The 22,191-nt window shown below is 60.1% G+C and carries 20 protein-coding genes; 15 read left to right on the forward strand and 5 right to left on the reverse strand.

Annotated features, from left to right (window positions below):
• Positions 1-170: 170 nt before the first annotated feature.
• The 6 genes from QM647_RS14420 (at position 171) to fba (ending at position 6,506) form a co-directional block, all read left to right on the forward strand.
• On the forward strand, positions 171-887 hold the full coding sequence (locus tag QM647_RS14420) for a response regulator (RefSeq protein WP_414996234.1): 717 nt from the start codon (positions 171-173) through the stop codon (positions 885-887).
• Between the two features lie 23 nt (positions 888-910).
• A complete protein-coding gene (locus tag QM647_RS14425) occupies positions 911-2,593 on the forward strand; it encodes a sensor histidine kinase (RefSeq protein WP_414996235.1) in 1,683 nt (560 codons plus the stop codon).
• Between the two features lie 211 nt (positions 2,594-2,804).
• The gene (gene gap / locus QM647_RS14430; protein WP_414996236.1) at positions 2,805-3,827 is read left to right on the forward strand and encodes a type I glyceraldehyde-3-phosphate dehydrogenase; all 1,023 of its coding nucleotides are present in this window, start codon (positions 2,805-2,807) and stop codon (positions 3,825-3,827) included.
• The gene (locus tag QM647_RS14435) at positions 3,827-4,162 is read left to right on the forward strand and encodes a hypothetical protein (RefSeq protein ID WP_414996237.1); all 336 of its coding nucleotides are present in this window, start codon (positions 3,827-3,829) and stop codon (positions 4,160-4,162) included. The genes gap and QM647_RS14435 overlap by 1 nt, the downstream gene beginning before the upstream one ends.
• A 6-nt stretch (positions 4,163-4,168) precedes the next feature.
• The gene (locus QM647_RS14440) at positions 4,169-5,344 is read left to right on the forward strand and encodes a phosphoglycerate kinase (protein ID WP_414996238.1); all 1,176 of its coding nucleotides are present in this window, start codon (positions 4,169-4,171) and stop codon (positions 5,342-5,344) included.
• 124 nt (positions 5,345-5,468) lie between these two features.
• Positions 5,469-6,506, forward strand: coding sequence for a class II fructose-bisphosphate aldolase (fba, locus tag QM647_RS14445; RefSeq protein WP_414996239.1), 1,038 nt, complete (start codon positions 5,469-5,471; stop codon positions 6,504-6,506).
• 174 nt (positions 6,507-6,680) lie between these two features.
• On the opposite strand, the gene QM647_RS14450 is transcribed toward fba, so the two are convergent.
• A complete protein-coding gene (locus QM647_RS14450; protein WP_414996240.1) occupies positions 6,681-7,943 on the reverse strand; it encodes a dicarboxylate/amino acid:cation symporter in 1,263 nt (420 codons plus the stop codon).
• Positions 7,944-8,127: 184 nt separating this feature from the next.
• Between QM647_RS14450 and QM647_RS14455 the strand changes: the two genes are divergently transcribed.
• Both QM647_RS14455 and QM647_RS14460 read left to right on the forward strand, forming a co-directional pair.
• Positions 8,128-8,679 (forward strand): hypothetical protein, encoded by a 552-nt coding sequence (locus QM647_RS14455; RefSeq protein WP_414996241.1) that lies wholly within the window; start codon positions 8,128-8,130, stop codon positions 8,677-8,679.
• Positions 8,680-8,782: 103 nt separating this feature from the next.
• Positions 8,783-10,918 (forward strand): TonB-dependent receptor domain-containing protein, encoded by a 2,136-nt coding sequence (locus tag QM647_RS14460; protein ID WP_414996242.1) that lies wholly within the window; start codon positions 8,783-8,785, stop codon positions 10,916-10,918.
• A 2-nt stretch (positions 10,919-10,920) separates the two neighbouring features.
• On the opposite strand, the gene QM647_RS14465 is transcribed toward QM647_RS14460, so the two are convergent.
• Positions 10,921-11,985 (reverse strand): tetratricopeptide repeat protein, encoded by a 1,065-nt coding sequence (locus tag QM647_RS14465; protein ID WP_414996243.1) that lies wholly within the window; start codon positions 11,983-11,985, stop codon positions 10,921-10,923.
• 153 nt (positions 11,986-12,138) lie between these two features.
• Between QM647_RS14465 and QM647_RS14470 the strand changes: the two genes are divergently transcribed.
• The 4 genes from QM647_RS14470 (at position 12,139) to QM647_RS14485 (ending at position 14,065) form a co-directional block, all read left to right on the forward strand.
• Positions 12,139-12,684 (forward strand): 6-carboxytetrahydropterin synthase, encoded by a 546-nt coding sequence (locus QM647_RS14470; RefSeq protein WP_414996244.1) that lies wholly within the window; start codon positions 12,139-12,141, stop codon positions 12,682-12,684.
• Complete coding sequence (gene folB, locus QM647_RS14475; RefSeq protein ID WP_414996245.1) at positions 12,681-13,037, forward strand: dihydroneopterin aldolase; 357 nt, start codon at positions 12,681-12,683, stop codon at positions 13,035-13,037. Before QM647_RS14470 ends, folB begins: the two co-directional genes overlap by 4 nt.
• On the forward strand, positions 13,030-13,575 hold the full coding sequence (locus tag QM647_RS14480; RefSeq protein ID WP_414996246.1) for a DinB family protein: 546 nt from the start codon (positions 13,030-13,032) through the stop codon (positions 13,573-13,575). The genes folB and QM647_RS14480 overlap by 8 nt, the downstream gene beginning before the upstream one ends.
• A 64-nt stretch (positions 13,576-13,639) precedes the next feature.
• Positions 13,640-14,065, forward strand: a complete 426-nt coding sequence (locus QM647_RS14485; RefSeq protein WP_414996247.1) for a hypothetical protein — start codon at positions 13,640-13,642, stop codon at positions 14,063-14,065.
• 7 nt (positions 14,066-14,072) lie between these two features.
• Here the strand turns inward: QM647_RS14485 and QM647_RS14490 are convergent, their stop codons facing one another.
• The 3 genes from QM647_RS14490 to uvrB all read right to left on the reverse strand — a co-directional run bounded on the left by QM647_RS14490 (position 14,073) and on the right by uvrB (position 17,806).
• Complete coding sequence (locus QM647_RS14490; RefSeq protein ID WP_414996248.1) at positions 14,073-14,723, reverse strand: DUF3617 domain-containing protein; 651 nt, start codon at positions 14,721-14,723, stop codon at positions 14,073-14,075.
• 145 nt (positions 14,724-14,868) lie between these two features.
• On the reverse strand, positions 14,869-15,273 hold the full coding sequence (locus tag QM647_RS14495; RefSeq protein WP_414996249.1) for a hypothetical protein: 405 nt from the start codon (positions 15,271-15,273) through the stop codon (positions 14,869-14,871).
• Between the two features lie 373 nt (positions 15,274-15,646).
• Positions 15,647-17,806: an excinuclease ABC subunit UvrB gene (gene uvrB / locus QM647_RS14500; RefSeq protein WP_414996250.1), complete on the reverse strand. Its 2,160-nt coding sequence runs from the start codon at positions 17,804-17,806 to the stop codon at positions 15,647-15,649.
• Positions 17,807-18,451: 645 nt separating this feature from the next.
• On the opposite strand from uvrB, the gene QM647_RS14505 reads away from it, so the two are divergent.
• From QM647_RS14505 to QM647_RS14515, 3 genes are all read left to right on the forward strand, one after another.
• Positions 18,452-19,555 carry a cell wall hydrolase gene (locus tag QM647_RS14505; RefSeq protein WP_414996251.1) on the forward strand — a complete coding sequence of 368 codons (1,104 nt, stop codon included), beginning with the start codon at positions 18,452-18,454 and terminating at the stop codon, positions 19,553-19,555.
• Between the two features lie 248 nt (positions 19,556-19,803).
• Positions 19,804-21,525 (forward strand): methyl-accepting chemotaxis protein, encoded by a 1,722-nt coding sequence (locus tag QM647_RS14510; RefSeq protein WP_414996252.1) that lies wholly within the window; start codon positions 19,804-19,806, stop codon positions 21,523-21,525.
• A gap of 226 nt (positions 21,526-21,751) precedes the next feature.
• Positions 21,752-22,129, forward strand: coding sequence for a hypothetical protein (locus QM647_RS14515; protein WP_414996253.1), 378 nt, complete (start codon positions 21,752-21,754; stop codon positions 22,127-22,129).
• Positions 22,130-22,191: the final 62 nt, after the last annotated feature.

A 22,191-nucleotide genomic window follows, 5' to 3' on the forward strand; every position in this document is an offset into this window, starting at 1 on the left:
CCACGCCTGTGTCCGTGCGATTTCAGCCGCCATAGAAAATACGTCATTATTAAGATTTAATATTTCCGTTTAGACATCTGAAAGCCGCATAGGTGCGTCATCTCGGACACAGGTTTCCCCCCCACCTGTTTGCGAGTATAATTGCCATGCCCTCCTCCGCCATATCCACCATGTCTGAACCTCTGGTCACTGTCCCCACCCGTATTCTGGTCGTCGATGACGACGCCGATCTGCGCGAACTGATCAGCACTTTTCTGGGCCAGAACGGCTTCGAAGTGCAGACGGCAGCGCAAGGCAGGGATATGGAAAAGATCCTGTCACGCGGCGACATCCATCTCATCGTGCTCGACTACATGATGCCCGGCGAAGATGGCCTCAGCATCTGCAAGCGCGTCAATGAGCAGGGCGGTCCGCCGATCATCATGCTGTCGGCGCGCGGCGAGGAAATCGACCGTATCGTGGGGCTCGAACTCGGTGCCGACGACTATATGGCCAAGCCGTTCCACCCGCGTGAACTGCTCGCCCGCATTCGTGCGGTCATGCGCCGTCGCGAGGCACGCAATGCCGCCGGCGACAAGTCGCCGATCACCCACTTCTTCAACTGGCAGCTCGACAATATCAAGCGCACCCTTCTGCGTCCGGATGGCGTTCAGGTTGCTCTCAGCAATGCCGAGTTTGAATTGCTGCGCGTCTTCCTCGATCGGCCGGGTCGCGCCCTGTCGCGCGATCAGATTCTCGACTACCTGCACGGCCCAAATGCAGACAGCTTTGACCGCGCCATCGACGTGCAGATTTCCCGCCTGCGCAAGAAGCTGAGCGATGACGCCAATGAGGACATCATCCGCACGATCCGCGGTATTGGCTACATGTTCAAACCTCTTAAGTAATCCCTGCACTAAACGGATACGCCTTGAGCACTCCTGCCGCCAACAGCTCCCGCAAAATGCTCATTTCCCTGCCAGTCTTCTGGCAGGTCATGGGCCTGTCATTCGCCGTGCTGGTGCTGGCCCTGGTCATACCGGTGCTGGTGGTGCTCATGGCGCCCGAGCCCCCTCCCTCGGGCTACAGCCTGACCGAGGTGGTGACAGCCCTGCGCAAGGGGGAAGTACGCCTGCAAAACGGGAGATGGCTCAAGGCCGAAACGGTCTCCAGTAAGCCTGATTTCGTCGATCAGAAATCGCCCGTGCGCAATATGCCCGGCCAACGCTCCAATTTCGAAGCCGATCTCGTACAGAAGCTGGCCAGCGAACTCAACGTGCCGGCCGATACACTTTTCGTGCACTTTCAGATGCGCCGTCGCATGGAAACGATCCCGCGGCAACTGGCCTTCCGCCCGGACAGCTTCAACAATGGTCCGAATTTTATCGCCCCTCCCGGCTTCTCGCCGCCACAGGGCATGTTCGGCCCTATGCCGCAGGATGCGTCCCGTCAGCCTTTGAGTGACGAAGCTGCGTCTTCCGGCGCAGCTGCCGAGGCCGACACCCAACCCTTGCCTCCTTCGGGTAGCGGCCCTGCCGGCAACCCTGGCATGCCGCCCTACACGCCGGATGCAGGTCCAAACAATGGCCCGAACTCCGGACCCGGCAATTTCCCCGGCAACCGCATCGTGACTATGAATGGCGAAACCCGCGCCGAAACCTTCTATCCGGCCTTCAGCGTGGCCTGGCAGCTAAAGGATGATACCTGGCGCGTAATCAACCCACCCAAGGATTGGATCGCCCCCTGGCAGCAGCGCCTGCTGTTCTCCTTCCTTATCACTGCCGTGCTGATCCTGCCCCTGGCCTGGTGGCTGTCACGCCGTCTGGCCCGTCCGATCATCGCTTTTTCGGAAGCGGCTTCCAAGCTGAGTGTCGAGGAAAATGCCCCGCCCGTCCTGGCCGTCGGCCCGCGCGAAGTCCGCGCCGCCGCCGAGGTGCTCAACGATATGCAAACCCGCATCAAGAAGCAGATGGAAAGCCGCACGGCGCTCATGGGCGCCATCGCCCATGACCTGAAGACGCCACTCGCCCGCATGCGCCTGCGCATCGAGGATCTGCCCGCACCGATCCGTGAAAAGCTGAATGGCGATATCGCCCATATGGACGGTCTGATCCGCAGCGCTATGAGCTTCACCAGTGCGCACAAGATGGGGGAAACCCTGCGTCCGCTCGATCTGTCGGCCCTGGTCGAATCCCTGAGCGACGACCTGTGCGCCGTGTGCGACATGGAACCGGCACAGATAGAGGACAATATCATGGTGAAGGGCGATGCCCTGGGCCTGAAGCGTGTTCTGATCAATCTGGTGGAAAATGCCGGCCGCTATGCCGGCGGCTGTCGCGTCGAATTATCGTCGCGTGGCAACAAGGCGGAACTGCGCATCATCGATACGGGCCCCGGCCTGCCTCCCGATGCCCTGGAAGCGGTGTTCGAGCCTTTCTACCGTTTGGAATCGTCGCGCAGCCGCGATACCGGTGGCACGGGCCTTGGCCTCAGCGTGGCGCGCGCCCTGACCGAGGCTCAGGGCGGCACCCTCACCGCGCATAACCGCTATGCCGGCGATGAGGTCGTCGGCCTCGAACTGCGTATGGTTTTGCCGCGGCTAATGAAATCCTGAGCCAAACCTGTTTCAAATCAGACTAATGTAACGTCCCGTCCGGTAAAAATCGGCTTTCCGGGCATGGATTTCGGCTGACAGCGCTCCCATATAGGGATCAGCGTGAAATAGAGCTTGACTTGAAGCCCCCGAGGCTAAAAAACCACGGCGCAATTCGTCCCCGGACACGGCGCGTCTTCAGACGCCGCTTTAATTCAGAAAAGGATTTCCCATGGCTTTACGTGTTGCCATTAACGGCTTTGGCCGCATTGGCCGTCTTGTGCTGCGTTCGATCGTCGAATACAACCGCACGGACATCGAAGTGGTCGCGATCAATGACCTGGGCCCGGTGGAAACCAACGCGCACCTGCTGCGCTATGACTCGATCCACGGCCGGTTCCCGGCCAAGGTTGTCGTCGAAGGCGACAGCCTCGTCATCACCGCCAATGGCCGCACCTATGCGCCGATCAAGGTGACGGCGATCAAGAACCCCGCCGAACTGCCGCACAAGGATCTGGGCGTCGACATCGCCTTCGAATGCACCGGCATCTTTACCGCGCGCGACAAGGCCGCTGCCCACCTGGAAGCCGGCGCCAAGCGCGTCATCGTCTCGGCTCCGGCCGACGGCGCTGACAAGACCATCGTCTACGGCGTCAACCACGACACCCTGACCAAGGACGACCTGGTCATCTCCAACGCCTCCTGCACCACCAACTGCCTGGCCCCGGTCGCCAAGGTGCTGCATGACCTGTGCGGCATCGTCAACGGCTACATGACGACGATCCACTCCTACACCAACGATCAGCCGTCGCTCGACCAGATGCACAAGGACCTCTACCGCGCCCGCGCCGCGGCCCTGAGCATGATCCCGACCTCGACCGGCGCCGCCAAGGCCGTCGGCCTCGTCCTGCCGGAACTGAAGGGCAAGCTCGACGGTTCGTCGATCCGCGTCCCGACCCCCAACGTTTCGGCCGTCGACCTGGTGTTCAACGCCGGCCGCGACGTGACGAAGGACGAGATCAACGCCGCCATCAAGGCCGCCGCTGACGGCCCGATGAAGGGCGTTCTCGCCTATACCGACGAGCCGCTGGTCTCGCATGACTTTAACCACGAGCCCGCCTCCTCCACCTTCGCCCTGGGCCAGACCCAGGTCATCGAAGGCAAGCTGGTGCGTATCCTCTCGTGGTACGACAACGAATGGGGCTTCTCGTCGCGCATGGCCGATACCGCCATCGCCTTCGCCAAGTTCCTCTGATGAAAATAGGGGCGACCTTCTGGCTGATTGTCCAAGGGGTCGCCCTTATCGTTACCGGCTTCCTGGCTGCCGCCGGCATGACTTTCGTGTGCTTTGTGCAAAACCAGATTTTTGCCCGTACGCATGATGTGTTAGACATTGGCCCTGACATACCTGTCGCGACTTATCCGATACTCTTCGCCCTGATGGCCGCCTGGCTGATAATCGCCGGCCTGTTTGCCTGGCGCAACCGAACCCGACCTGGCTTGATATTGTCGGTGATCGCCTTCCTCGTTTTCGCCTTGAGCGCCACCAATGTGCTCCGTTTTGCCTATCCCGTTTGCAACGCTTTTTGAGGCACCATGACCTTTAAAACCCTAGACACCCTCACCGACCTCAACGGCAAGACCGCACTGGTGCGCGTCGATTTCAACGTGCCGCGTGAAGACGGCCGCATCACCGACGACACCCGCCTGAAGGTGGCCCTGCCGACCATCACGAAGCTGCTCGACAAGGGCGCTACCGTCGCCCTGCTGGCCCACTTTGATCGCCCCAAGGGTAAGGTTGTCCCCGAAATGTCGCTGGCCTTCGTTGCTCCAGCCCTCAGCGCCCTGCTCGGCCAGGACGTCGCCTTTGCCGACAGTCTCGATGCGCGTTATGCAGGCGCGGCCAAGGTCGTGCTCTATGAAAACGTCCGCTTCCACCCCGGCGAGGAAACAAACGACGCCGGCTTCTCGAAGCAACTGGCCGCGCTCGGCGATCTCTACGTCAACGACGCCTTCTCCGCCGCCCACCGCGCCCATGCCTCGACCGAGGGCGTGGCCCACCTCCTGCCCGCCTATGCCGGTGAATCGATGCGTCGCGAACTGACCGCGCTCGATGCCGCGCTCGGCAATCCGCAACGCCCGACGCTCGGCATTGTCGGCGGCTCCAAGGTCTCCACCAAGCTCGATCTGCTGAAAAACCTCGTCAGCAAGCTGGACTACCTCGCCATCGGCGGCGGCATGGCCAATACCTTCCTGTTCGCGCAAGGCTACGATGTCGGCGGCTCCCTTTGCGAAAAGGACCTGAAGGACACCGCCCTTGAGATCATGGCCGCGGCCGCCGAAGCCGATTGTCGCCTGCTGCTGCCGCTCGATATCGTCGTGGCGCAGGAATTCAAGGCCAATGCCGCCAACCGCACCGAAGACATCGGCGCCGCCCTCTCCGACGCCGACAAGATCTTCGACGCCGGCCCGAAGACGGTCGACGAACTGTGCAAGATCATGGCTGGTGCCAAGACTCTGATCTGGAACGGCCCCCTCGGTGTGTTTGAATTGCCACCGTTCGATGCCGCGACCGTCGCCGCCGCGAAATTTGCTGCATCGCAAACCAAATCAGGTAATCTGATTGCCGTGGCGGGTGGCGGCGATACCGTGGCCGCGCTGAACCACGCCGGTGTGGCCGACGACATGACCTTCGTCTCCACCGCCGGCGGCGCCTTCCTGGAATGGATGGAGGGCAAGGTTCTGCCCGGCGTCGCAGCTCTGGAACAATAGTTGCAGGGCTATTGGCCTATTTAAAATTTACGTCCGGACGGTTCAAAACAGGTCAAAGACCAACCTGTCCGGACAATCTACCGCCCAGCCACAGGGCAATCATATTAGCCAAAAAGGGAAAATAATGGCTCGCATCAGTTTACGACAACTCCTCGATCACGCCGCCGAGTATAATTACGGCATGCCTGCCTTCAATATCAACAATATGGAGCAGGGCATCGCCATCATGGAGGCGGCGCGTAAAGTCGCTTCTCCCGTCATTATCCAGGCTTCTCGCGGCGCCCGCGCCTATGCCAATGACATCATGCTGACCAAGATCATCGATGCCCTGACGGAAATCTATCCTGAAATTCCGCTGTGCATGCACCAGGATCACGGCAACAGCCTGGCTACCTGCGCCACGGCCATCCAGCACGGCTTCACCTCGGTGATGATGGACGGCTCCCTGAAGGCCGACGCCAAGACCCCGGCCGATTACGAATACAATGTCGATATCACCGCCAAGGTGGTCGAACTGGCCCATGCCTGCGGCGTCTCGGTCGAAGGTGAACTGGGCGTTCTGGGCTCGCTGGAAACCGGCATGGGTGAGGCGGAAGATGGTCACGGCGCCGAGGGCGTGCTGGATCACTCCCAGCTCCTGACCGATCCGGACCAGGCGGTCGATTTCGTCGCCAAGACCGGCGTCGACGCCCTCGCCATCGCCATGGGCACCAGCCACGGCGCCTACAAGTTCACGCGCCAGCCAGATGGCGAGGTGCTGGCAATGCACGTCATCGCCGAAATCCACAAGCGCCTCCCCAATACCCACCTCGTCATGCACGGCTCCTCTTCGGTGCCGCAGGACCTGCAGGATTTGATCAACGAATTTGGCGGCGAGATTCCGCAGACCTGGGGCGTGCCGGTCGAGGAACTGCAAAAGGCCATCAAGATGGGCGTGCGCAAGATCAATATCGATACCGACCTGCGCCTGGCCATCACCGCAGGCATCCGCAAGACCATGAAGGGCAATCCTTCGAACTTCGATCCGCGCAGCTATTTCAAGCCCGGCTACGCCATGATGCAAAAGGTCTGCGAGGAACGGTTCGAACAGTTCGGCTCCGCCGGCAATGCCCCGAAGATCAAGCCGGTCCCGCTCTCCAGCATGGTTCAGTTTTATCTGTAAGGATCGCTGGTTTTAACCACACGAAAGGCCACCGCTCGCGGTGGCCTTTATGTTTGGGTCTGGTGACAAGACTGCTTTGCGCCCCGTTGCAGACATACCTGCTGATAAAAGCTTCGGTCATGAGTGACTGTCGGTCAGAAGCAGCCCGACAAATAGGCCATGCGTTGGCGGCGCCTATAAGAGCGGCTCGTCAGCGCGACGGCCAACCTCTGGCTTTCCACGAATCAAGCGGTCAATCAGGGCAGTTGCTGTTAGATTTCCGGTGACGCTGGTCATGGTAATCACTGGATCTGGCAGAGCGATCACCGCGACATAGAGTGGCATAATGGCCATCGGCGCGCCGAGAAGCTGTATACCCGGTCCGTAAATGGCGTAGATCACCGCCGCGCCCGGTAACCCTGCACCGCTAATACTTCCCAGGATCACAGCCAGCCCCGCCAGGACCAGTTGCGACAAACTAGGCTGGATACCGGCGGCATGGGCGGCGATCAGAACGGCGGCTACCGCGTGCGCAACTGTGCCCAGTCGGAACACGGACACCGCCATCGGAATAACCAATCCGACAACATCTCTTGGCAGACCCAATTTTTCAATGGCGACCTCGATCATGACCGGGGTCGTCGCCATAGACGAACAACTGCCGGCTGCCATGGCCTGCGCGGGGGCGATCGCCGCGGCGAACCGGCCCAACGGATAAGCCCTGGTGATTATCACCGCGACATAGCACAGAGCGGTCATCAGCAAGGTGGTGGCGAAGCAAAGGGCAACGAAGACACCCAACACCTGGGCAATACCCAGACCCGATGATAATCCAAGCCCCAGGGCCAGAAGAAAAATGCCGACGGGCGCCACTATCAACACCCAGTCGACGATTGTCATCATGGCCTGGGCGATATGCCCCAGCAAACTAATGATCGGTGGCTCAACATCGGCCTTGCGCGGGAGTCGCGCAATCGCGATACCGAACGCCAGCCCGAAAATAACCAGCGGGAAAATCTGGCCTTGCGCCGCCGCAGCCACCGGATTGTCGGGAATAATGGCCAGCAGTTGCGCCCCCAGCCCCGGTACAGGCTGTGGCGGAGCCCCCTGGATCAGGCCATCCAGCGCATGCGGCGGGATCGGCCAGAAATGCAGCACGGTCTCAGTCAGAAGGGTACATAGGATGACCGTGATCACCATGACGCCGAGGAACAAGCCAAGCGTCGAGCCGATCAGGCGGCCGCCACGCCCACTTATCACGGCGGTGGCCACCCCATGGGTTATCAACGCGAAAATCAGCGGGACCAGGGTCATCTGCAATGCCCTGACCCATAACTGTCCGCCGACCAACAGTCCGTTGGTCGCGCTGATCAACCAAGGCTGCCCGCTCAACCGTACTGCCATCCCGGCAATAACGCCTAGAACGAGGCATAGCAAAATCAAATGAGTGCGTGTCATCGAAGCCCCCGGTTAGCCCGTTTCATCCGTAGGCCGACGATCCGGCTCTTAGACAACCTTATCCTAATGGCAAAATTAGCCAATATACGAACGTGGAATATCTCGAATTTTACCAGAAAGGTGCCTTGGCGCCCAAACACGGACAATCTATCCTCTCTCAAATTTCCCGGTGCATTCTGTAGCGATGGCTTTGGATGACCACACAGCACAGGCACACCTGACTCCGGCGGAACGGCGCGGGCTTTTGCGCGCCTTTGCCGACCGGATGCTGCGTAAACTCAGCGCCATGGACGATCCCGAAGACCTGCCGGGTGTAGAGAAGGCCATGCGCGTGGCCGCCGTGATCGAGCGCGTCTATAGCCGTTGCGATCACGCCGAGCGTCAGATCCGTGACAAAACGCCCGATCCGCACAAGATCGAAGCCGAACGCGCCACCCATGAGGTCGCGGCCATCAAGGCGCGCGTCTCGCTGGCCAATACGCTGAAATGGGGTGAGGAGCGCCGCCGCGATCTGGGACACTGGTGGGACGCCGCCCAAAACGCGACTAAGACCGTCACTCAGACGGTCGCGGAAGCCCGTCCCGCAGAGGCGATTCCACCAGCCATCGCCCCGTCTGCGCCTCGCAATATGGCTGAAGTCCCCTCTATCGATTACGCTGCCCGTATCCTTCAGGCCCATCCCGAACCGGGATCAGGAAATCCAGTCTTTGTGAAGCACAAGCCAGCACCGGCCTGACAAGACCGCGCGCGGTTATATAAAACCTGTCGGCAACGGCTGTCACAAAAGATAAAAACAGACTAGCTATGGGTTGCACTCCTGTTACAAACCCGAAAACCGCTTGTCCCTGTTTCCCAAACCGCTCACGGCCACAATCAGCCTGCTGCTTTGCACGGCTGTGCCGGCGTTTGCGCAGGAAAAAGCCCCCGCGCCCGCCCCGAAGCCCGACGACACCACCGTCATCACCGTCAAGGCGAAGAAGCCGGACGTGATCCACAAGATCGACAGCACGGTCTACACCACCGGCGACAGCCCGGCGGCGCAGTCCGGCACGGCGGCGGATGTGCTGAATACCGTGCCCTCGGTCAATGTCACGCCCGATGGCGACGTTTCCCTGCGCGGCAATGGCAATGTGCAGGTCTACATCAATGGCAAGCCCTCGGCCATGATGCAGGGCGATAACCGCGCCGCCACCCTGCAATCCATGGCCGGCAGCGATATCGCTTCGGTCGAGGTCATCACCAACCCCTCCGCCAAGTATGACGCCAATGGCGGCAGCATCATCAATATCGTGCTGAAATCCGACCGCAAGCCGGGCGGCAACGCCACCCTGGCGGTCAATATCGGCAATGAGGACCGCCGCAATCTGCGCCTCTCCGGCAACTACAATGCCGGCAAGCTGAATATCAACGGCCGCCTCATCCTGCGCGACGATGTGCGCCAGACCATCCGCCATGATGACCGCACCTACCGCAATCTGGCCAAGGACACGGCCGGCCGCAATGTCAGCGCCTCCGCCTTTCTCGCCGGCCGCCAGACGGCCAAGCTCGGCGCCGGCCTCGAATACAGTCTCAGCGACAGCGATACCCTCAGCCTCGATCTGTCGGCCAGCCACCGCGACTCCGACAACCCCACCCAGGAGTTCCGACAGGACTACGATGCCGACGATGTGCTTCTGCGCGACTATGTCCGCCAGAAGACCGGCCCCAATACCCAGGACGATGCCGAGGCCGAGTTCGCCTACACGCATCACGCCGAGAATGGCAGCGAAGCCAAGCTCAATGCCAGCCGGTCTGTAACGATCAACGGCAATGACCGCACCATCCGCAGCGTCTTCATCCAGCCGATCCAGGACGATACGCTGGAGCACTTCTTCTCCAAAACAGTGACGATCAATGACCAGATCAGCGGCGATTATAGCCATCCCTTCGGCGACAATCAGGAAATCGACCTGGGCTTTGACGGGCGTACCGACAACAACCGCTTCGACAATCTGAAAGGCGATATCGATCCGGCCAGCGGTGCGGAAACCATCGAGACCGGCCTGACCAACCGCTTTATCGTCACACAGCGCCTCTATGCCGCCTATCTCACCTGGCAGGGCCGGTTCGGCAAGTGGCAGCTTCAGCCCGGCGCCCGGCTGGAGCAGGTGGTGACGCGCGGCCACCAGATCACCAGCGCCGAAGAGACCCGATCGACCTTCACCAACCTGACGCCCACCCTCCACCTGGCCTATGTCCTCAGCGACGACAACCGCTGGAAGCTCAGCTATACCCGCAGCCTGCAACGGCCGGATGCCCGCGATCTGAACCCCTTCCTGAGCTACAGCGATCCGCAGAACCTGCGCTCCGGCAATCCCTACCTCAAGCCGCAGAAGGTCAGCGCGCTCGAAGGCGGTTATGAACACAGCCACGGTGACAACAGCTGGTCGGCCACCGCCTATTACCGCGAGAGCCGCAACACCATCACCGACTACAGCTATTTCCTGTCGGCCGATGTGCTGCTGACCACCAAGCGCAATGCCGGCAATGGCCGCTCCGGCGGGATCGAGACGGAGACCTCCGGCAAGTGGGGCGAAAAGTGTAAGTACAGCCTCTCCGGCAATCTCTTCTATGCCGAACTCCAGGCCGCCGATGTGGACAGCACCCTGCGTCATTCGGCGATTTCCGGCACGGCGCAGGTCTCGCTGGATTACAAGGCGAACGACCGCGACAGCCTGCACCTGGACGGCAACTATACCGGCGACACCATCACCGCCCAGGGCACGCGCTCCGGCATCAGCGCCCTGAACCTGTCATGGAAGCGCAAGGTGACACCGCGCCTCAACCTGACGCTCAGTGCCAGCGATATCTATAATGGCGGTCAGGTGCGCACCCTCACCCACACCGCCTCGGTTTCCTCGGTCAGCTATGCGCTGAATGGCGGCCGGACCTTTTTCGCCGGCTTCAGCTACCGCTTCGGCGGCGCCGGGGATTAATCTTACTGGCCAGGGAAAATCACCGTCACGCCTTTTGCCCCCATGATTTTCTCATAACGCGCTTTCCGTTCAGCAACATTTGCTGCGATGCGCTCACGCAAGCGGCTGATGTTCTCATCCACCTGTTTCATCAAAGCAGGGGTAATCTGGTCGCTCACCGTCTGATAATCTTCAACTCCCTCAGGATCATTGTTCGCCGCGGAAAGTTTTAGCCAGCTATAAGCCTTAAGATCATCCCGCTCCACGCCCTCGCCTTCATAATACATAACGCCCAGCCGATGTTGCGCCGCCGGATCGTCCAGATTGGCGGCAATTTCCGATAGCCGGCGCGCTTCCGGTAAATTCTGCGCTATACCCTGGTCGGCATAGCTATAGTACAGGTCCGCCAGGCCTTCGACAGCAGAGGCGTACATCATACCCGCGTCGTCGGAGGCTACCAATCGCTTGAACAAATCTACGGACTTTGCCGGCTCAGCCGCTTTATAGGCATTGGCCAGGTTATAAAGGCCAATAACGTCGCCCTTGTCCGCAGCCCTGGTATACCAATAGATCGCCTGATCCCAATTCTTCTGACGCTCGCCCGGAGATTGGCCGAAGCCGCTCAACTGGTACAGTGACCCCAGTTGCGACATGGACCAGACATCCCCCGCTTCAGCCGCCACGTAAAACAGCTGGATCGCCTTATCGAGGTTCTTGGCGACCAGAGACCCCATCATATAGGATTGAGCGAGGTTTTTGATCGCCGGCAGGTATCCCTGATTTGCGGACAGCGTCAAAAAGCGAATAACCTCGGAAGCATTCACCGTCTGGCCATGCAGCCCATACGCGTACATATTTGACATCATGAACTGGGCCACGGCATTGCCTGCCAGAGCCTCTTTACGGATTTCCTCCACCGACGGAGTATGCGCATACTTTTGAGTGGCCGGATCGAAACCCCACGCCTTGACCTCCACCGCCGGTTTGACGGTTATTTGAGGCATCAGTTCAGGGACATCTGACTGGGCATGAGCAGCGTTAGACTGCCCAATCACGACTAAAAACAAAGACAACAGGATTGTACGCATATTATTTCCCACCCCAAAGCCTTTGGCTTTCGTGTATCAAACACACCCGTCCGTCAATCCTTACTATCCGATGCACTCAAACCCGAACGCTTTCCCCCGTCCACATTGACTTTGACGGCGCTTTGCTGTTGAACGCGGCCAAAGGTTTCCAATATGCAGCTTCAGTTCAAACGCCGCTTTTCCATGGCCCACCGCCTGCGCTTCGATGAGAATTCGAAGTGTCTGACCCCACATGGCCATAACGAGTTCGTCGTTGTCAGTTTGCAGGCGAAGGACATCGGCGCCATGCGCTGGGGCAATGCCAACTATGCCGCCAGCTTCGCCGATCTGAAGCGTCACTGGCACCGCTTTGTCGATGACAGTCTGGACCACGCCTTCCAGCTCGGCCATGACGATCCGATGCTTGGCTATTTCAAGCAGCATGAACCGGAACTGCTGCCGCGCCTTCTGGTCATCGAGGGTGACCCGACCACAGAGGCCGTGGCCACTGCGCTCTATATGAAGCTGAACGCCATACTGGCCGCGCACCTGCCCGATTTCGAATGCGCGCGCTTCGAGATAGAGGAGACCCCGACCAACAGCGTGGTTCTGACTCCCGCCGATATTGCCGCCTGCCCGATCCGGCTTGGCGAGTGGTGCCATCGGGCAGATCTCAGCCTGAACGACCTGTTGCCTCCGGACGCCTGGAGTTCATTATGAGCCTGACCTCACGCCGCGTCTTCGTCAAAGGCTTGCGCGTCGAGGCCGCCATCGGCATCTATGACCATGAGCATGGCCGCACCCAGCCCTTGATCATCGACGCCATGTTCGATCTCGACCTGCACGCCATTAACAGCCTGAAGGACACGCTCAATTACGAGCTGGTCGGCCAGATCGCCCGCGACTTCATCGACCGCGGCCATATCAAGCTGGTCGAGACCCTGGCCGAGGACATGGCCCGTACGCTCGTCGCCCTGCCGCATGTCCGTCGCGTCGAGGTTTCGGTGATCAAGCCGGAAGCCCTGGCAGATGCCGACCAGGCCGGCGTCTGCGTCATCTTCGCCAATGACTGACCTACCCTACAAGGATCATCTGCGCCTGATGGCCGCCTATAACCAGGTGATGAACCAGCGCCTGATTGCGATCCTCTCGCCCTTGTCCGATACCGAATTGCTGGCGCCGCGCGGGGCGTTTTTCGGCTCAGTCCTCGGCACACTGAATCACCTGATCGTCGCCGACCTGATGTGGCTCAACCGCTTCCGGCCGCAGACCTATGGCCAGGTACTGGCGCCACTCGATGACATGCCGAAGCCAAAGGTACTGACCGACCTGCTCTACCCCACGCTCGCCGAACTGGTGCCGGTGCGCGAAACGCTCGATGACCTCTATATCCGCTTCATCGACCGGATCGGTGCGGCCGACCTCGCAGCCCCCCTGCACTACCAAAGCGCCACCGGCGGCACCTTCACCAAAACGGCTGGCCTGCTGCTGAGCCATGTCTTCAATCATCAGACCCATCATCGCGGGCAGATCACCACCCTGCTCAGCCAGATGGACCTGGATATCGGCGTCACTGATCTGGCACCGCTGATCCCGGACTTCTCGGCCTGATTATTGCATTGCGGGATAGTGCGGGCCGTACTAGGCTCAGTCGACATTAAGGGGACCACAAGACATGACCGCCAAAGCGCCGATCACCGGCAAGGATATCGCCAACGGTTTCAAGGCCTTCCTGCAGGACGTGCGGTTGGTGGCCTTTCTCAACTATGCTCTGCTGCTTTTCACCGTCATGACCTTCGGCCTGACCGCGCTGATCGCCATGCTGATCGCCAATTTCGCCGAGGACAAGGGACCGGACTGGATCAAAACCCATTACGAGTTCCAGAAGCGCACCTTCTGGTACGGCATCGGCCCGGTGCTGGCCAGCGCAGTCGTCTATACCTTTGTCCAGCGCCATGGCATCACCCAGCCGGTGATCACCACCGTCATGCTGGGCCTGGTCCTGCTGACGCTCGCTTATACGGTGGGCCGTGCCATCATGGGCTTCAACCACATCCTGCACGACCGCCCGATCCCGAACCCAAAAACCTGGTTAGTTTAGGGCTGGTCTAATCCACCACATCCGGCGGCGGGGCTTCGGAGGACTCAGTCTTGCCGCCACGAGACATCCCCGCCATGTCGAACAGGTTCATCTTGACACCGGCATTGATCACATCGCCGGGTTTCTGGCCGGAGGTGCAGCCGCCCAGCCGCTTCGAGGTCACCACATAGTTGGTGACCCGGTTCATCTGGTTGCCGCCGGTCGTCTGCGACCGCACAGTCATTTCATAGCTGTTCCTGTAACTGCCCTTCACCGCACCGGAATATTCTGTCACCACTCCGGCAGCCAGGGTGCATTCCGCCAGTATACCCCAGCTGCCATCCGCCTGCGGGCTGAAGGTCTTCGTATTGCAGCTGTCACCGGAAAGATCAGTGCCGAGGATACCCAGGTGCTTGTCGGTCAGGGCGTCGATGCAGATCTTGACCTCCTGCGGCGGCCCGGCGCTGCCTTCTTCCGTCACCGTGGTTTGCCACAGACCGGGCGTGCGCGCCGGCAATGGCAGGGAGGGTTTCACCACTGGCACGGGCGCGACCACGGATACGGCCTGCGCCGTCTGCTCAGACGGTTTTTCCGGCACCTTGTGGCAACCGGCCACGGCCAGCGTCACCCCAGCCATGAAGACCAGGCGACCTGTCCGGTACGCATCCAGCTGAAACATATACGCGCTTCCCGTCCGCCACCACGACCCCTGCCGCGAAGCTTACCCACATGTGCGGATAGGTGAGACTATGGGATAAGCCAAGGCAATGCCAGACCTATATACGGCGTTTGGGGAATTTTTAGGGCGCCCCTGCGGACAGAGGTCAGCGCTTCTTGGAGATGACCTGGAGCGTCTGCAGGGTACGCGGCAGTTCCTCGGCCAGGCGTCGGCAGATTTCGCGGGCCCCGATCGAATAGACCTCGCCGCCATCGGCGATTTCAAGCGCCGCCTTGGCGGTGGCGTCGAGCAGGACTTCGAATTCGGCGATCTGTTCGCGGGCCAGGGCGCGGGCCTCTTCCTGCAGGCGGCGGACCCGCTGCGTACGGCTTTCGCGCACCTGCGGCATATCATCCGGCAGGCTTGTCTTATGGGTGATCGGGGTCGGCAGGCTCATCACCTTGTCGCCATCGATCACCTGGCCGAGCGCGATTTCCTTCGCTCCCGCATTTTCACCCAGCGCTACCTCTTTGGAGACCGGCGGCACCACATTCAACCTAGTCCTACGCATCTCAAAAACACCCCGTGACGAACGCACAATGAACCAGTCCTGAGAGGCAACCATCTCCGGTTTTAGTTAACAAGCTGTACAATCGACCAGCCTGAACCCCGTGACGCGTCAACCAAAACAATGCTGACGCATGATGCAGCCCTGACGTAAGGGTCTCCTGAAATCGAATAAAAATCCAGAGAAATTATGGCCTGCGGGAGTTAAAACGGCATGATTTGTCCACAGGCGTGGCGCTTATATAACGCTATTCGGTTAACGTGAGGGTTGAGTCGCCCTGTCAAGGGAATAATCGCAAAAAAGGGGTCGCCTCACAGGTTTTTTGGCTACGGTAAGGCCCTACTACGATACTTCCAGAATGACAGAATTATGACTGTTAGCCGTTATCCAGCATGTCTTTGGCGAACTCGAGGTCGAGCGTCTTGAGGCGCTTGATCTCATCACGCAGGCGCGCCGCGGTTTCGAACTCAAGATTGCCGGCAGCTTCGCGCATCCGCGCTTCCAGGTCACGCAGGGTCGCCTGAAAGTTGGAACCGAGGAACGGCTTGGCGTCCTTCTCGGCCACGCCCATCGGCACCTGCACGCGGTCACCCTTCTCATACGGGCTGTCGAGGATATCGGAGATACCGCGCTTGACCGATTCCGGCGTGATGCCGTGCTCGGCATTATAGGCCATCTGCTTGTCGCGGCGGCGCGTGGTCTCCGCCAGGGCCCGCTCCATCGAACCGGTCATCTTGTCGGCATAGAGGATGACGCGGCCATCGACATTGCGCGCCGCCCGGCCGATGGTCTGGATCAGCGAAGTTTCCGAGCGCAGGAAGCCTTCCTTGTCGGCATCGAGAATGGCGACAAAGCCGCATTCCGGAATGTCGAGGCCTTCGCGCAGCAGGTTGATGCCGACAAGCACATCGAAGGCACCCAGCCGCAGGTCGCGGATAATCTCGATGCGCTCCAGGGTATCGATGTCCGAGTGCATATAGCGGACGCGTATGCCCTGCTCGTGCATATAGTCGGTCAGATTTTCGGCCATCTTCTTGGTCAGCACGGTCACCAGCGAGCGATAGCCCTGCTTGGCTACCTCGCGCACTTCGGCGATGACATCATCGACCTGGCTGAAATTGTCCTTGTGCACCGGGCGGATCTCGACCGGCGGATCGATCAGGCCGGTCGGGCGAATGACCTGCTCGGCGAAGACGCCCTGGGTGCGCTCCATCTCCCACTTGCCGGGCGTGGCCGAGACATAGACCGACTGCGGCCGCATGGCGTCCCATTCCTCGAACTTGAGCGGGCGGTTATCCATGCAGGACGGCAGTCGGAAGCCGTATTCGGCCAGGATCGACTTGCGCGCAAAGTCGCCGCGATACATGCCGCCGATCTGCGACACCGAGACATGGCTTTCATCGACGAACAGCAGGGAGTTTTCCGGCATATACTCGAAGAAGGTCGGCGGCGGTTCGCCAGGACCGCGTCCGGTCAGGTAGCGGCTGTAGTTTTCGATGCCGGCACAGGCGCCCGTCGCCTCCATCATTTCCAGATCGAAGGTGGTCCGCTGATCCAGCCGCTGCGCTTCCAGCAGCTTGCCTTCGCCGATAAGCTGGTCCAGACGCTGCTTCAGCTCGGCCTTGATGCGGGTGATCGCCTGGTTGAGCGTCGGACGCGGCGTGACATAGTGCGAGGCGGCATAGACGCGGACCTCTTTCAGGTCCTGCATCTTCTTGCCGGTCAGCGCGTCGAATTCCTGGATACCCTCAATCTCGTCGCCGAACATATTGATGCGCCAGGCGCGGTCTTCATAGTGGGCCGGGAAGATTTCGATGACATCGCCGCGGCGGCGGAAGGTCCCGCGTTCGAAGGCCTGGTCGTTGCGCTTGTATTGCAGGGCAACCAGATCGGCGCGCAGCTGGCCCTCGTCGATCGTCTGGCCGACGGTCAGGTCGAAGGTCATGGCCGTATAGGTCTCGACCGAACCGATACCGTAGATACAGGACACGGACGCGACGACAATCACATCATCGCGCTCCAGTATGGCGCGGGTGGCGGAGTGGCGCATCCGGTCGATCTGCTCGTTGATCGACGAGTCCTTCTCGATGAAGGTATCGGTGCGCGGCACATAGGCTTCCGGCTGGTAGTAGTCGTAATAGGAGACGAAATACTCGACCGCGTTATCCGGGAAGAAAGCCTTGAACTCGGAATAGAGCTGAGCGGCCAGGGTCTTGTTGTGCGCCATGATCAAGGCGGGCCGCTGGGTCTGCTCAATGATCTTGGCCATGGTGAAGGTCTTGCCGGAACCGGTGACGCCCAGAAGCACCTGATCGTGCTCATGTCCCTCTATACCGGCCAGCAGGTCGGCAATGGCGGTCGGCTGGTCGCCGGCGGGCTCATAGGGGGCCGCCAGACGGAATTTCCGGCCGCCTTCCGACTTCTCCGGCCGCTCCGGCTTGTGCGGCACCCAGGTCACCGGATGGGTTGGATTAAAGTCCGCGACAAAGGCGCTCGAATTATCGGAAAAACCGGAATTTTGGGGAGAACGGCTCATGAACACAACATAAGGGGAGATAAAAAAATTGAAAGGGGGCCATAAAAGTTTTGCATTGCGTCAAGTGCAATCCGGATAACGAAGTTCTGACCGCCCCCTGCGTCAAAACTTGTCAGGGGAGGCAGCGGCAAGGCGGCATTTTTGTTTGGATTCCAGCCGGTTAATTTTTCCGTTCGTCTTTACGTGGGCGGAAAGGTGGCGGGAAAACTGATAAAGCGTGAACTTAACGCCCGGTTAAATTAAGCTTTTCTGAATACGAATTTGACTATAAAGCATTCTCAAATAATAAAGTTTCGATATTACCGATAATCTATCGAAAAATTACTTGGAATTTCATGTCAATAAAAAGATTTTAAGCTGCAATCAAATCGCATGATTTTCTTATTGCCAGTCGGGCATAACTAGCGACGCGAAAGCATCGGCACCAAACGAACACATTTAGGCCACAATTGCCACCTAGATAGCCCCTTGCCCGGCCGGTCCTATCTGGCCTGCCGGCGCGAGTCTCTGGCTTGTAAATTGCATAAATACGTCAGCCGCAATGTACCTGGATGACTTTCCCGGAGGGCACATAACGCCCTCGTCACAGAGGACCAGATAGTCTTGTTAACACCTTCGATTGCGCGCTATCGCATGCGCGCCCTCATGGCAGCGGGTTCAGTGGGCCTTCTGGCCGGCGCGTCGATCGGCGCCGCCAGCCTGGGCAGCCACCTGGCGCGCGAAGGCAGCGCCCCGAAGGACGCCGCCCGCCTGATGATGGCGTCACGCGAGGGCAAGGTCGATATGGAAGCACTGGATGCGGCCGGTACGGTCGACCAGAGCGCGCTCAATATTGCCATGCGCTTTTCGCAATATGCCGGCACCGGCACCGATAACAGCCTGCTTGCCCAGAACCTGACCAATATCCGCACCTCCGAGGATGCGCGCGAGCAACGCGGCCTGCCGGAAGTAAAGGTCGTGCTGGCCAGCAATATCGCACCGGCTTCCCCGCTCAGTGCCCCGGCGCCCTCCATCCGCGCCGCAGCCGCCGTCCGCTTCGCCGGCGCCAACCGCAGCGATTCCGACTGCCTGACCCAGGCCGTCTATTATGAAGCACGTGGCGAAGGCGATGACGGCATGCGCGCCGTGGCCCAGGTTATCCTGAACCGCGTCCGCCATCCGGCCTATCCGAAGACCATTTGCGGCGTCGTCTATCAGGGCGCCTATCAGCGCACCTCCTGCCAGTTCAGCTTCGTCTGTAACGGCGCCATGGGCGCGCCGGTCGAAAGCTGGGCCTGGCGCCGCGCCAAGAAGGTCGCCGATGCCGCGCTCAATGGCTACGTCATGACCTCGGTCGGCACCTCCACCAGCTTCCACACCACTGGCGTCCAGCCCGGCTGGGGCAGCACCATGGAGCGCGTGGCCCAGGTCGGCTCACACATCTTCTATCAGTTCCGCGGCCGCGGCTCGCGCATCGCCAACACGCTTGACGGCGTTCGTCCGTCGGATGTGCCCATGGCGCCGGCTGAAGCACCGAAGGCAAACACCGCTGCCGAGACACAGACGGTCGCCATGCTGAACGCGCAGTCCTTGAATAATTCGGCCAAGGCCCAGGCGGATGCCACCCAGAAGCCGGTCCAGGTGTCTGCCCAGATCCACGGCAAGTCGGCGCAGGACATCATCGCCGAAGTTTCCACGCCCGCAAAGGCGACGGCCAGCGAAGCGGTAAAGGCTTCCCCCCCGATCCCGGCCAAGGGCATTACGCAGTAAAATCACACCCTGAAAACAGCCAAAAAGCGCGACATTCCCAAGGAATGGCGCGCTTTTTCATATTTTCGACACAAGGCCTAACGGCGTTAGGATTTCAACAACCTTAATCTGACAGGTTGGCGCAGAGGCTCATCTTAACCATGAGTCGCGTCAGGCGTCCGCATGTCTGAAAGCGATTGCACGGAAGGGAAAGTCTGAAAGAAATTCAACGCCTTCATCCAATCAAATGTGTGTCAGGGGCCACAGACATGACAAAAAACAGCGCAACCTCCGCCGGCGGGCTCAAGCTCTCCAACCTGTCGTTTACCGTAAAATTCATGGCGCCGGCTGCGGTCGCCACCGCCCTGATGGCCGTCCTGGCCTTCGGCGCCATTATGGTGATGAACGGTCAGGGCAAGACGATCGACGACATCAACACCAAGGCGCTGCCGCAGGTCGTTGAACTGGGCGATATCAAATCCTCGATCAAGGAAGCCAATGGCCAGCTCTATAACGCCCTGACCAAGAAGGCCACCGACCCGTCGGCCAATGCCTCGGCGACCGTCACCAAGGTGACCGGTGACCTCGGCACGATCGAAACCCGCGTCAAGGCCGATGCGGCCAAGGCCAGCGACCCGGCGCAAAAGAAGCTGCTGAGCGATCTCGCCAAGGAAGTGAAGACCTACAAGGAAGCCGTCGAATTTGCCGGCTCGGTCATGGACGTCGATTTCGCCTCCGTCGGCCCGATGATGTCGCAGTTCGATGACGGCTATGCCAAGATGTCGGATATCAGCGACCAGCTGATCAAGGCCAATGTTGCCGCCGCCACGAAATCCGCCCAGGCCGCCAAGGCTTCGCAAACCACCGGCATCAGCCTGCTGACCCTCTTCGCCGTCATCATGGCCTGCGTCTCCGGTGCCATCGCCTTCCTGTTCTCGCGCGTCACCGTCACCGGCATCAACCGCATCGCCAAGACGACCGAGGAACTGGCCAACGGCAACCTGGCCGTCGATATCTCCGCCCTCGCCCGCCGCGACGAACTGAAGTCCGTCGTTGACAGTCTCAACATCTTCAAGGCCAATGCCGAGGAAAAGGCCCGCCTGATGGCCATCGAAGCCGCCACCTCCAAGACCCGTGAGGAACGCGCCCGCCAGATGTCGGAACTGGCCGAACGCTTCCGCCACGAAGCCCAGGACATGCTGGACGCTCTCGGCAATGCCGCCTCGGACCTCGACGCCAACGGCCGTACCCTGCTGACCATCGCTCAGGAAAACGAGCGCCGTTCGCAGGACGCCGTGTCCTCGATCCGCAACTCGGCGGATAACGTTCAGAACGTCGCCTCGGCCACCACCGAACTGTCGGCCTCGATCGGTGTTATCGGAGACCAGGCCGTCCGCTCCGTCGAAATCGCCGCCGAAGCCGTTTCGGAAGCCGACCGCACCAATGCCTCGATGGCCGAGCTTAGCCGCGCTGCCGACCAGATCGGCGAAGTGGTCGACCTCATCAATGCCATCGCCCAGCAGACCAACCTGCTGGCCCTGAACGCCACCATCGAATCGGCCCGCGCCGGGGAGGCCGGCAAGGGCTTCGCGGTCGTCGCCTCGGAAGTGAAGTCGCTGGCCCAGCAAACCGCCAAGGCTACTGACGAGATCCGCGAGCGCATCAAGGACATCCAGGCCGCCGCCCAGAACGGCGTCAGCGCCATCAAGGGCATTGGCGAAACGATCAAGCACATGAACGAGATCGCCTCGTCCATCGCCGACTCGGTCCACCAGCAGGGCGACGCCACCAACGAAATCGCCCGCAACGTCAACGAAGCCTCTGACGGCACCTCGATGGCCTCGTCTTCGGTCTCCCAGCTCTCCGCCTCCGCCGCCGATACCGAAAAGGCTTCGACGGAAATGCTTGGCGCCGCCAATCAGTTGACCCAGCGTACGGAAGCCATGGGCGAGAATATCCGCCGCTTCCTGTCGGAATTGACGGCCGCTTAAATATAAGCCGGCCTGCCGGCCCGCAGGCCTGGTTTCGCTTAAGTAATAAAACGGAGACATCGCAAGATGTCTCCGTTTTTTATTTGCAAAATTTTAACCACATCGAATTGTGTCGGCGATTCACTGGAAATTAAACCTTCAGATGTATTGTTACGGCATGGGCTGATCAGAAACCGAACAAGCCCCTCAAAACCGAACGTAAGAAAACAGTGTGAAAGTCTGCAAAATGCAAACCTCCAAGACCCTCCTGGCCGGCGCCCTCGCCCTCACCTTTGCCCTCGCTTCCACCCAGGCCTTCGCTGACTGCGACGAAGGTCAGGAAACCATGGTCGGTAAGGCCATCGCCGCCGCCGCCAGCGCCAAGATCGCACCGGTGGTGCCGACCCAGACCAAGCAGATGATCAACCTGGAAACCTGCGATGCCGCCGGTGCCAACCTGGTCTCGGAATTCAAGTTCAACGTCATCGGTTCGGACGGCCTGTACTGGGTCACCGGCACCGCCAAGGTCGCGGCCGGTAAGGTTGCCGACATGAAGATCAGCGGCCTGAGCCCGAACCTGGCCGCCGCTTCGGCCAAGGCCGGCGTCAAGCTCGCTTCGAACTAAGCTTTCACGCTTTAAAAAAAAGCCCCTCGCGATCGCTCGCGAGGGGCTTTTTTGTTTGTTGA

Origin of the sequence: Asticcacaulis sp. (assembly GCF_047605585.1) — a bacterium.
Classification (GTDB): domain Bacteria; phylum Pseudomonadota; class Alphaproteobacteria; order Caulobacterales; family Caulobacteraceae; genus Asticcacaulis.